Source organism: Amycolatopsis keratiniphila (assembly GCF_000400635.2).
In the GTDB taxonomy this organism is placed as follows: Bacteria; Actinomycetota; Actinomycetes; order Mycobacteriales; family Pseudonocardiaceae; genus Amycolatopsis; species Amycolatopsis keratiniphila.
The window spans coordinates 880,110-891,833 of sequence record NC_021252.1 but is presented as its reverse complement, the minus strand read 5'-3'; the positions used below and the strand labels follow the sequence as shown (position 1 = coordinate 891,833).

Sequence of the window (11,724 nt, the reverse complement as noted above, 5' to 3'; positions counted from 1 at the left end):
CGTGATCGCTCCCCAATCACGCGAGTTCCGCCTTCAATCACGCGAGATCGCGAAACCGGGCCGCCTCGTCCTGCGCCGCCATCACCTCGTCGCCATGACGGAACGCCCACTCCCCGAAGGCCTCGATGGGCGCCAGCAACGTGGTCCCGAGATCCGTCAGCGAGTACTCGACCTTCGCCGTCCGCCCGCAGTCGCGCCGGTGGACGAGACCGTTGGACTCCAGCCGCCGGACCGTCTCCGTGAGCACCTTCGTGCTGATCCCGCCCAGCCGCCGCCGTAGTTCGGCCGGGCGCTGCGGTCCATCACGCAGTGCCCACAGCACGACGGGGTTCCACGTGTTCGCCATCAGGTCGAAGGCCAGCCGGGCACGGCAATCGGCGAGGAAGACGTCGTTCATCGGACCTCCGGTAACCATTCGGTACCCGCGCGGCTTTCTACGGTCGGTGTGGTCACTCGATCTTAGGGAGCAGCAAATGCGTATCGGTATTTTCGGGGCGGGCGGGATGGCGGAGGCGCTCGGCGGCCAGTGGTCCGGGCACGACGTGATGGTCGCGGCGCGCGATCAGGCCAAGGCCGCCAAGATCTCCGCACGGGTCGGAACCTGGGCGGAGACCGCCCGCGCGAGCGACGTGATCCTGCTCGCCCTCCCCGCCGCTTCGGTACTGGAAGTCCTTGCCGCGGCGGGGAATCTCGACGGGAAGGTGCTCGTCGACTGCACGAACGCGGTCGGTCCCGGCGCCGTGCTCACGGTCCCCGACCAGGCCGCCCGGATCGCCGCCGCCGCACCCGGCGCGCACGTGGTCAAGGCGTTCAACCTGTGCCACGTGGACGTCTGGCGGATGACCCCGCCGATGTTCGGCGGCCGCCCGCTCGCGGTGCCGCTCTGTGGTGCACCGGAGGCCGTCGAGGTGGTGAGCGCGCTGGTCCGCGACCTCGGCTGCACGCCACTGAACGCCGGCGGGCTCGATCGGGCAGGGCTCATGGAGGCGACCATGGCGTTCATGGTCGGTCTCTGGTTCGACGGCCACGACGCCCAGGCCTGCTTCCCGCCCCTTCCGGCCTGATTTCAGGGTCGTCCCCGATGTGCCGGGCCGGGTGGTGACGCGACCCTGTGCGCCATGCGGACGAAGACCTGGCGACAGCTGACCGTGTGGCTGCACATCGTCACGTCGGTGGGCTGGATGGGACAAGCCCTGGCGTTGTTCACCTTGCTGGTGATCGGCCGCACCAGCGACGACCGTGAGATTCGCGTGGCGGCGACGTCGATGGCGCACGAGATCGACACGTTCCTGCTGGCGCCGCTGGCCAACGCGTCGGCCTTCACCGGCTTCATGCTCGCCGCCGCGACGGCCTGGGGGTTCACCCGGCACTGGTGGGTGCTGGCGAAGTTCGCCATCACGCTCGTCCAGCTCTACGCCGGGATCTTCCTGCTGTCGGGGGCTTTGCGGGATTCCGTGGGCGGTGACCCGCCGCCGGTGCCGTTGGTCGCCGGGACCGCGCTGATGGCGAGCGCGTTGGCGTTCCAGGCGTGGCTTTCGGTGGCGAAACCGTGGGGCAAGGTCCGCTCCGGCGTGAAGCCGCCGACCGCGCCGACGTGGGTGTTCGCCGCCGCGGTCTTCGCGCCGCTCACCGACATCACGGTGGGGCTGCTCGTGGGCTATCCGCTGCCCGTGCTCTCGCTGGCGGTGCTGATCGTTCAGCTGGTCCGCCGCCGGCGAGAGCTGGGTCAGGCGTCCATGACGCCGGTGGCCTGAGACCAGACACAACGCCAGGTGCCGCCGTCATCGGTGTAGACGTCGGTGTGCCAGGCCTCGTGCCGCGGGATGTCCGCGCCGTCGACGGTGAGCTCGATGAAGCACCGGTAGCGGAGGACGACGACGTCGGTGCCGGCGATGGCGTCCATGTCGCCGTTCAGCTCCAGCTTCCGGTAGGCGACCCGCCCGGTGGTGAGGAGATCCAGGTATTCGGCCTTCGTCCACACGGTGCCGGTCGGGTTGCACAACCGGTACTCCTCGGCGTGCAAGCGGTCGTAGGTGCCGCGATCCACGTCGAGGAGACAGCGGATCCGCTCCTGCTCGGCCTCGATCACTCGGCCGGCCACGTCGTCGGTCATACCCCGCTCCCATTCACTGTCCTGCCCAGGAACGCGCCAGGCGTCAGAGCCGGTCCACCGCCGTGATCCGGATGACCGCCGAGCCCGCCTCGTCCGAAGCCGCCAGATCGACCTCCGCGCCGATGCCCCAGTCGTGGTCGCCCGCCGGATCGTCGAAGATCTGCCGCACCCGCCAGATCTCCTTCTCCTGCTCGATGATCAGCAGCTTCGGCCCGCGCGCGTCCGGGCCGATGCCGAGCGTTTCGTGCTCGTCGTAGTAGTCCTCGATGGCGTCTTCCCACGCGTCCGCGTCCCAGCCCGACGCGGCGTCCAGCTCGCCGAGCGCGTCGTAGGCACGCCGCGAAGCCAGCTCCACCCGGCGGAACAGCTCGTTGCGCACGAGCACCCGGAACGCCCGCTCGTTCCGCGTGACCGCGGGCGGCTCGGACGGCGGCCGCGTCGAAACCGGACCCTCCTCTTCAGGATGCCGCAAGGCTTCCCATTCGTCCAGGAGGCTGGAGTCGACCTGGCGCACGAGTTCGCCGAGCCATTCGATGAGGTCCTGCAACCCCTCGTTCTTGGCCTCGTCGGGCACCGTGTGCCGCAGCGAGTCGTAGGTGTCGGTGAGGTACCGCAGCACCAGCCCTTCCGAGCGGGCCAGCTGGTAGAAACCGATGTACTCCACGAAGTTCATCGCGCGCTCGTACATGTCGCGCACGACGGACTTCGGCTTGAGCTCGTAGTCCTCGACCCACGGATGTCCTTGCCGGTAGCGGGAATACGCCGCCTCCAGCAGCTCTTCCAGCGGCTTCGGGTACGTGACGTTTTCGAGCAGCTCCATCCGCTCGTCGTACTCGATGCCCTCGGCCTTCATCGCCTGCACGGCCTCGCCACGCGCCTTGAACTGCTGCTGAGACAGCACCGGACGCGGATTGTCCACAGTGGATTCCACAATGGACACGACGTCGAGCGGATACGAGGGCGACTCGACGTCGAGGAGTTCGATCGCCGCCAGCGCGAACGGCGAAAGCGGCTGGTTCAGCGCGAAATCGAACTGCAGGTCCACGGTCAGCCGGACGATGCGACCCTGCTCGTCGGGTTCGTCGAGCCGTTCCACGACACCGGCCGCGAGCAGCGCGCGGTAGATCGCGATCGCGCGCAGGATCAGTTTCCGCTGGGCGGGACGGTCGGAGTGGTTGTCCTCCAGCAGATGCCGCATCGAGTCGAACGCGTTGCCCGGCCGGGAGATCACGTTCAGCAGCATCGAGTGGCTGACGTGGAAACTCGACGTCAGCGGCTCCGGCTCGGCCGCGATCAGCCGGTCGAAGGTGCTCTCCGTCCAGTTGACGAACCCCTCGGGCGCCTTCTTCCGGACGATCTTCTTTTTCTTCTTGGGATCGTCGCCCGCCTTCTCCAGCGCCTTGGCGTTTTCGACGACGTGGTCCGGCGCCTGCACGACGACGTAGCCGTCGGTGTCGTACCCGGCCCGGCCCGCGCGGCCGGCGATCTGGTGGAACTCGCGCGCCTTGAGATGCCGTTGCCGCACACCGTCGTACTTCGTCAACGCTGAAAAGACCACTGTGCGGATCGGTACGTTGATGCCGACGCCGAGCGTGTCGGTCCCGCAGATCACCTTCAGCAGCCCGGCCTGCGCCAGCTGCTCGACCAGGCGCCGGTACTTCGGCAGCATGCCGGCGTGGTGCACGCCGATCCCGTGCCGGACCAGCCTCGACAGCGTCTTACCGAACCCGGCCGAGAAGCGGAAGTCGCCGAGCATCTCGGCGATGGCCTCTTTCTCCGCCTTCGAAGTGACGTTGATGCTCATCAGCGTCTGCGCGCGCTCGATCGCCGCGGCCTGCGAGAAGTGCACGACGTAGACCGGCGACTGCCCGCCGTTGAGCAGCTCGGACATCGTCTCGTGCAACGGCGTCAGCGCGTAGCGGAAGGTGAGCGGCACCGGCCGCTCCGCCGAGGTGACCACGGCCGTCGGACGGCCGGTGCGGCGGGTGAGGTCCTTTTCGAAGAACGAGACGTCGCCCAGCGTGGCCGACATGAGCACGAACTGTGCCTTCGGCAGTTCCAGCAGCGGCACCTGCCAGGCCCAGCCGCGATCCGGCTCCGAGTAGAAGTGGAACTCGTCCGCGATGACCTGGCCGACCGGCGCGTCGGCACCGAACCGCAACGCCATGTTCGCCAGGATTTCCGCCGTGCAGCAGATGATCGGCGCGTCGGCGTTGACCGCCGAGTCGCCGGTCATCATGCCCACGTTGTCCGCGCCGAAGATCTCGATGAGCTGGAAGAACTTCTCCGAGACGAGCGCCTTGATGGGAGCGGTGTAGAAGCTGCGGCGGCCGTGCGCGAGCGCGGTGAAGTGCGCCCCGACGGCGACCAGGCTCTTCCCCGAGCCCGTCGGGGTCGACAGGATGAGGTTCGCGCCGGAGACCACCTCGATGATGGCCTCTTCCTGCGCGGGGTACAGCTCCAACCCGCGCTCGGCCGTCCAGGTGGAGAAGGCTTCGAACAGCGAGTCGGGGTCGGGATCCGCAGGCAGGAGGTCTGTAAGTGTCATCAGAGGACCTATCGTGCCATCCGTTGGTCGCTTCTTGCCCAGGGGTGATCGCGCCCATCGGCGGAAACCCGTAGGCTTCGCGGTACCGCGCACCTTCCGGCACCATCGACCGGCCGCGCGCACACAGGCGGTAATCCGAGAGGGCTAAAGGAATGGCACAGGACATCATCCCGATCGAACTCGGCCTGCCACAGGGTGACGTCGTCACCCTCTGGGCGCCGCGCTGGCGGGAAGACGGCGAGGAATGGGAAGCCTTCCTCGGCGACGAGGAAGACCTGTACGCCTTCCCGGACGCCGCGCATCTCGCCGCCTTCGTGCGGACCTCCGAGCAGCACGACCTGCTCGACCACCCCGCGTGGGAGGTCGTCCCGGCGCTGAACGTGCCCGAGCTCATCCCGGACGACGACCACACCTACGACCTGGTGGGCGTCCCCGAGCTGGTGGCCGAGAAGCCGGACCAGTGGACGCTCGGCGAGCTGGCCGAGATCATCGGCATCGTGCGTTCGCTCGCGGACGTGTGCGAGCTCGAAGAGGTCCACGAAGTCCTCGACGCGCACGAGAGCTTCTCGCTGCTCGACCAGGGCACGCTGCCCTTCTCCGGCCGCGACGGCGAGCGCCTCTGGGCGGACCTGTCGCAGGCGGTCTCGGAGAAGTGGGACACCGTCCTCGACGCGATCGACGGCCTGGTGACCGTCCCCGACGTCGACGAGAAGGTGCTGGAGCAGACGGCGGAGGAGCTCGCGACCTTCCTCGCGGAGTCCGCCGAGGCCGAAGCGGCCGCCGTCGACGCGGACCTCATCGACGACTCGGACGACGAAGACGAGGAAGACGACGAGCCCGTCGGCTTCTGGGGCGAGGTCGGCATCGACCCGATCAAGATCATCACCTCCGGCGCCGAGTACTACACGCTGCGCTGCTACCTCGACGACAAGCCGATCTTCCTCGGCAGCGAAGGCGAGATCGACGTCTTCACCTCCGAGAAGGCCCTCATCCGCGCGATCGCGGACGGCAAGGAGCTGGCGGGCAACGACCTCGCCGGAGTGTCCACTTGGGACGAGGTGACCACGAAGGCCACCGCGGGCGAGCTCGAGATCGAGGTCGACACCGAGAACACCTACGTGCTGAACGGGATCGCCGACGACATCGCCGAAGGCCCGGAGTCGATCGACCCGACCCAGCTGGAGCTGGCCGTCGAGCTGATCACCGACGCCGCCGAGTGGGCCGAGGACGACAGCGTCGAAACCGCGCTGGCCGCCAACGAAAGCCTCGGCTGGCTGGTGTCGTTCGTGCTGCGGCCGGACCCGTCGCGGCTGGAGCCGAGCGCTCCGTTCGACGCCGAGCAGTCCGAGTGGCGCAAGCTCGTCGAGACCTTCGAGAACCGGCTCACGGTTCTCTGATCCACCCCGGAAAGGGCCCCTCAGGTTCGTCCTGAGGGGCCCTTTTCGTCTTTGACGGGCACCAGGGCGACGGCCAGCGCCGGGAAGATCGCGGCCACGCAGAACGCCAGCGCGTACCGCGAATCACCGATCACGAGGCCCAGCATCGGCGGCGTCAGCGCCGCGGCGATGTTCTGGCCGGTGTTCTGCGTGCCCATCGCCCGCCCCGCCCACGCGAGCCCGGCCATCTCCGCCGACGCGGTGAACCCGAGTCCGTTGTCCGACACGGTGATCACCGCGGCCAGGACGAGCGCGAGCAGCACCAGCCACGGCCATGTCGCGTCGCCGAGCGCGACCAGCAGCATCACCGCGCCGCTCGCGATCGCCAGCTGCCGCATCGGCCGCAGCCTGCTGCCGACGCGATCGGACCAGTAGCCCGACACCAGCCTGCCCAGCGCGCCGAGGATCTGGACGGCGCCGACGAACCAGCCCGCGGACGCCGCCGTCCAGCCGTGCATGGTCACCAGGTACACGGGGGTGAACGCGGAGACCGTGAACTGCGGGACGACGAGCAGCGCGCTCGCGCCATGGACCCGCCACAACGCCGGCCTCCGGTACGGCGACGGTGGCTTCTCCCCCGTCGTCCCGGATTCCGGACGCGGTGGGTCGATCAGGAGCCAGGCGACCAGCAGCGCGACACCGATCGCGGTCAGCGCGGGCAGCAGGAGCGAAACCTGGAAACCCCAGCGGTCCGCGAGCGGCGGGAGTCCGAAGGCGGCGACGCCCACCCCGAGCGGCTGCGCCATCTGGCGGATGCCCATCGCGAAGCCGCGCTCGGCCGGGCCGAACCAGCCCAGGACGGCCCGGCCGCTCGCGGCGTTCACTGACGCGGTGCTCGCGCCGGCGAGCAAGAACACCCCAAAGAGGATCCCGAGCGAGTGGTCACCGGCGGCCGCGTACACGAGGAGTAACCCCGATACGCCGAGCCCGATGGCCATTACCAAACGCTCTCCGTAACGGTCCGCGGCCGCGCCCCACAGGATCAAGGTGAACAGCAGGCCAAGACTCGGCGCCGCGACCACGGTTCCCGCCTCGGCGAGCGTGAGACCCTCCGCACGCTGCATCGACGGCACCAGGAACGGGAGCCCGTAGAGGAAGGAACAGCTCGCGGTCTGCGCGGCGAGGCCGAGCGCGAGGATGAGCCAGCGTCGTTTGCCGCCGATCCTCACGTCCGCGACCTGCGTCATTTTCGCCACCGTTCCACTATTTGGGATAGCACTCCTATATAGTGAACGATAGTTGTCGCTGCTAACTAACGCAAGGCCGCGTAGCCGGGCTTGATGACCGTGTTGATGATGTCGAGCCGCTGGTCGAAATCGAGGAAGGCGGATTTCATCGCATTGATCGTGAACCACTCGAGATCGGCCAACCCGAAGCCGAACGCTTCGCTCAGCGCCGCGAATTCGCTGGTCATCGAGCAGCCGCTCATCAGCCGGTTGTCGGTGTTGACGGTGACCCGGAACCGCAGCCTGGCGAGCAGGCCGATCGGATGCTCGGCGATCGAGCGCGCCGCTCCCGTCTGGACATTGGACGTGGGGCAGATCTCGAGCGGGATCCGCCGGTCGCGGACGTAGGCGGCCAACCGTCCCAAATGGACCGTGCCGTCACTGTCGGTCTTGATGTCGTCGACGATGCGCACGCCGTGGCCAAGCCGCTCGGCCCCGCAATGCTGAATCGCCTCCCAAATGGACGCGAGGCCGAACGCCTCCCCGGCATGAATGGTGAAATGCGCATTATTCGTCCGCAGAAACTCGAATGCGTCGAGATTTCTGGTAGGCGGGAATCCGTCTTCCGGTCCGGCGATGTCGAACCCGACCACGCCGGCGTCGCGGTAGCGCACGGCCAGCCCGGCGATCTCCAGCGCCCTGGCGTGCTGGCGCATCGCGCAGAGCAACGTCCCGACGCGGATCCGGCCGCCGCCGTCCGCCACTCTCCGTTCACCTTCGGCGAACCCGGCCTGAATCGCCTCGACCACCGCATCGAGTGACAGTCCGCGTTCGACGAAGAGTTCTGGGGCGTAACGCACCTCGGCGTAGACGACGCCGTCGGCCGCCAGGTCTTCAACCGCCTCGGCGGCCACTCTGACCAGCGCTTCCTCGGTCTGCATGACGCCGCAGGTATGCGCGAACGTCTCAAGGTACGAGACGAGGGAGCCGGAATCGGCGGCGTCGCGGAACCAGCGGCCGAGTTCCACGGGATCCGTGGCCGGCAAGGCCTCGTAGCCGGTCTGTTCGGCGAGTTCGGCGACGGTGGCGGCACGCAATCCGCCGTCCAGGTGGTCGTGGAGGAGAACCTTGGGAGCGCGGGCCAGTACCGCCTCCGGGATGCGGGAACTGCTGCTTTCAGAGGACATACGTAACGGTAACCAGCCTGTCATTCCCCTACATGGCTGTAAGTCTCATGCTTGACTTAACCCTCGGCTTTGTGGATCACCGGCTGAATCGGCCATCAGGGCAGAGCTCGGCATTGTCCGATACCCGGGGGCCATACGCAGAGCAATTCCGCAATGGATAAGCTTCACGTCACGTCCCTCCCATTTCCCCGCCCACGAAGGACACCGCAGTGACCACTGACAACCACATTGCAGCCCCGTCCTTCGACCGGATGCGCAACATGCTGGTGCGCGCGGCCGAAGTGCGTGAGAGCGAACAGCAGCAGATCTTCGACGCGCTGGACGACATCTACGCACGTCTGGCCCCGGTCGACTCGCTCGGCGCGGTGCGCAAGCGGCTCTCCGAGATGCCCGACCGCACCGAGACCAGCGTGCTCGCCGAGCGGCTCGACGAGACCATGTCGCGGCTCGAAGCGCAGGACACCGCGATCGCCGCGCTGACCCGCGCCGTCGAAAGCATCGTCGACAAGCTGGCCAAGCCGTTCGCTCAGCTCGACGGCCGCCTCGACGGCATGGCCGCGCGTCTGGAAGGCGTCGGGGGCCGGATGGACGGGCTCGAGGACAAGCTCCAGAACATCCACCGCCGTCTCGACGAGCTCGGCGCGCACCTCGACAAGCAGGACGTGAAGACCGACACGCTGCCGCAGTCGGTGATCGGCCCGGTGCGCGAGCGCGTCGAGCAGGCCGAGTCCACCCTGCGGGACCGCGTCGACACCGTCGACCGCGAGCTGCGCACCCGCGTCGAGAACCTCGACAAGGCGACCAAGGAAAGCCTCACCGCGAACACCGAGGCGCTCAAGACCGCGCTGACCGAGACCGGCGAGATGATCGACGCCTCGGAGCGGCTCGACGGCCTCGGCGACCGCCTGGAGAAGGTCACCTCGCGGCTCGACGACCTGGCGGAGCGGCTCGACAAGGTCGAGGACGGCTTCACCGGGCGCCTCGGCGACCTCGACGGCTCGATCCGCTCCGGCCTGTCGAAGGTCGAGAGCACGCTGCAGAAGCAGCCGGACACCGACTCGGTCGACTCGCTGGTGCGCAAGAGCAACGACGAGTCCGTGCGCCGTATCGGCGGCCAGCTGGACGAGGCCATGGCGACCTTCGCGGAGCTGATGCTCGGCGGTGGACCGGCCGTGCAGCAGATCTCCCCGCCGCCGCCCGCCCCGCGTCAGCCGCGTCGCAGCTCTCGCAACGGCAGGGCGCCGAAGGCGGCCGACGCCAAGGCGAAGGCCGACGGCGGCGACGAGTCCTCGGACTGACGCCCTCGCTTGACGCGTGAAGGCCCCCTTCCCACGGCTTCGCCTGGGACGGGGGCCTTCACGCTTTCTCGGGCCACGACCTGCGTTTAGCGGGCTAAACGCGATCCGCTTCCCCGCGTTTCGTCCTCTGGATGCGGTACTTGCGCGTGCAACTACCGCATCCAGAGGACGAAATGCGGGGGGTGCCGGGGCGCGGACGCGCGAAGGCCCCCTTTGGGACGTTGAGCGTCTCAAAGGGGACCTTCAGTGCACAGAGGGTCGCGAGCAGGGCGACCACCGGATCGCGTTTAGCCCGCTAAACGCAGGTCAGGGGCGCACGGTCTCCAGGACGAGCGGAGCGGAGGCCGAAGGCCCAGCGGAGCCGACCGCGTAGGCGTCTTCGAGCGCAGCGAGAGCCGAAGGAACAGCCTCCGGCGTATCGGTGTGCAGCTCCAGCAGCGGCTCCCCGGCCGACACGGTGTCGCCCGGCTTCGCCAGGCACAGGACACCCGCGGCGGCCTGCACCGGATCCTCCTTGCGCGCCCGCCCGGCCCCGAGCCGCCAAGCGGCGACCCCGACCGCATAAGCGTCCAAACGCGACAAAACCCCATCGGCGGGCGCCGGAACCACGTGCACATGGCGAGGCCGCGGCAAAGCGGCCTCCGGATCCCCGCCCTGAGCGGCGATCATCCGGCACCACGTCTCGTAAGCCCGGCCGGAAGCCAGCACCTCAGCCGGGTCCACATCGGACAATCCGGCCAGCGCCAGCATCTCCCGCGCCAACGCCACGGTCAGCTCGACGACGTCGGAAGGACCGCCGCCCCGCAGCACCTCGACCGACTCCGCGACCTCGATCGCGTTGCCGACCGCGTGGCCCAACGGCACGTTCATGTCCGTGATCAGCGCCGTCGTCGCGACACCGTGCGCGGTCCCGATCTCCACCAGCGTCCGCGCGAGTTCACGGGCCTGCGGCAACGTCTTCATGAACGCGCCCGAACCCGTCTTCACGTCGAGCACCAGCCCGGCCGAGCCCTCGGCGATCTTCTTGCTCATGATCGAGCTCGCGATCAGCGGAATCGACTCCACCGTCGAAGTCACGTCCCGCAACGCGTACAGCTTCTTGTCCGCCGGAGCCAGCCCGGAAGTCGCCGCACAGACCACCGCGCCGACCTCGTCGAGCTGCCGGACGATCTCCGATGTCGACAAAGAGGCACGCCAGCCGGGGATCGACTCCAGTTTGTCCAGCGTCCCGCCAGTGTGCCCGAGCCCGCGCCCGGACAGCTGCGGCACGGCCGCGCCACAAGCCGCGACGAGCGGCGCCAGCGGGAGCGTGATCTTGTCGCCGACCCCGCCCGTCGAATGCTTGTCGATCGTCGGACGGCTGACCTTCAGGTCCAGCCGCTCCCCCGACGAGATCATCGCGCCGGTCCAGCGCGCGATCTCCCCGGAGTCCATGCCCCGCAGGAAGATGGCCATCGCGAGCGCGGCCATCTGCTCCTCGGCGATGTCGCCGCGCGTGTACGCGTCGATGGTCCAGTCGATCTGCTCGTCGGTGAGCCGTCCACCGTCCCGCTTCGCGCGGATGACGTCGACGGCGGCGAACCCGCTCACGGCAGGTCGTCCGGCCCGAACGCGTCCGGCAGCACCGCCGACATCGGCAGGATGCCGCTCGGGGTGTCCACCAGGCAGTCGGAACCGCCGTGCTCGAACAGGATCTGACGACAGCGCCCGCACGGCATCAGCAGAGCCCCTTCACCGCTGCGGCACGCGACGGCGACGAGCTTGCCGCCGCCGGTCAGCCGCAGCTGCCCCGCCATCGTGCATTCCGCGCACATTCCCAAGCCGTACGAGGCGTTCTCGACGTTGCAGCCGACGACGATCCGGCCGTCGTCCACCACCGCGGCGACACCGACGTGCAGGCCCGAGTACGGCGCGTACGCCGACTTCGCCGCCTCGATGGCCTGAGCCCGCAAGGCTTCCCAGTCGTACTCCGCCAT

11 protein-coding genes are annotated in these 11,724 nt (G+C 68.5%); 4 read left to right on the top strand and 7 right to left on the bottom strand.

Annotation, left to right across the window (positions count from 1 at the left end):
* Positions 1-37 precede the first annotated feature (37 nt).
* Complete coding sequence (locus AORI_RS45365; protein WP_016331274.1) at positions 38-397, bottom strand: winged helix-turn-helix transcriptional regulator; 360 nt, start codon at positions 395-397, stop codon at positions 38-40.
* Between the two features lie 76 nt (positions 398-473).
* On the opposite strand from AORI_RS45365, the gene AORI_RS45360 reads away from it, so the two are divergent.
* Both AORI_RS45360 and AORI_RS45355 read left to right on the top strand, forming a co-directional pair.
* On the top strand, positions 474-1,064 hold the full coding sequence (locus tag AORI_RS45360) for an NADPH-dependent F420 reductase (RefSeq protein WP_016331273.1): 591 nt from the start codon (positions 474-476) through the stop codon (positions 1,062-1,064).
* Between the two features lie 54 nt (positions 1,065-1,118).
* Positions 1,119-1,754, top strand: a complete 636-nt coding sequence (locus AORI_RS45355) for a hypothetical protein (RefSeq protein ID WP_016331272.1) — start codon at positions 1,119-1,121, stop codon at positions 1,752-1,754.
* On the opposite strand, the gene AORI_RS45350 is transcribed toward AORI_RS45355, so the two are convergent.
* Positions 1,727-2,113 (bottom strand): nuclear transport factor 2 family protein, encoded by a 387-nt coding sequence (locus AORI_RS45350; protein ID WP_016331271.1) that lies wholly within the window; start codon positions 2,111-2,113, stop codon positions 1,727-1,729. The two genes, AORI_RS45355 and AORI_RS45350, sit on opposite strands and share 28 nt — an antisense overlap.
* 43 nt (positions 2,114-2,156) lie before the next feature.
* Positions 2,157-4,661 carry a DEAD/DEAH box helicase gene (locus AORI_RS45345; protein WP_016331270.1) on the bottom strand — a complete coding sequence of 835 codons (2,505 nt, stop codon included), beginning with the start codon at positions 4,659-4,661 and terminating at the stop codon, positions 2,157-2,159.
* A gap of 152 nt (positions 4,662-4,813) precedes the next feature.
* Between AORI_RS45345 and AORI_RS45340 the strand changes: the two genes are divergently transcribed.
* A complete protein-coding gene (locus AORI_RS45340; protein ID WP_016331269.1) occupies positions 4,814-6,058 on the top strand; it encodes a hypothetical protein in 1,245 nt (414 codons plus the stop codon).
* Positions 6,059-6,078: 20 nt separating this feature from the next.
* On the opposite strand, the gene AORI_RS45335 is transcribed toward AORI_RS45340, so the two are convergent.
* Positions 6,079-7,284, bottom strand: a complete 1,206-nt coding sequence (locus tag AORI_RS45335; RefSeq protein WP_016331268.1) for an MFS transporter — start codon at positions 7,282-7,284, stop codon at positions 6,079-6,081.
* Positions 7,285-7,349: 65 nt separating this feature from the next.
* Positions 7,350-8,450, bottom strand: a complete 1,101-nt coding sequence (locus AORI_RS45330) for an adenosine deaminase (protein WP_016331267.1) — start codon at positions 8,448-8,450, stop codon at positions 7,350-7,352.
* A gap of 209 nt (positions 8,451-8,659) precedes the next feature.
* Between AORI_RS45330 and AORI_RS45325 the strand changes: the two genes are divergently transcribed.
* Positions 8,660-9,748, top strand: coding sequence for a hypothetical protein (locus tag AORI_RS45325; RefSeq protein WP_016331266.1), 1,089 nt, complete (start codon positions 8,660-8,662; stop codon positions 9,746-9,748).
* A gap of 306 nt (positions 9,749-10,054) precedes the next feature.
* Here the strand turns inward: AORI_RS45325 and AORI_RS45320 are convergent, their stop codons facing one another.
* Positions 10,055-11,338, bottom strand: a complete 1,284-nt coding sequence (locus tag AORI_RS45320) for a thymidine phosphorylase (RefSeq protein ID WP_016331265.1) — start codon at positions 11,336-11,338, stop codon at positions 10,055-10,057.
* Complete coding sequence (locus AORI_RS45315) at positions 11,335-11,724, bottom strand: cytidine deaminase (protein WP_016331264.1); 390 nt, start codon at positions 11,722-11,724, stop codon at positions 11,335-11,337. Before AORI_RS45315 ends, AORI_RS45320 begins: the two co-directional genes overlap by 4 nt.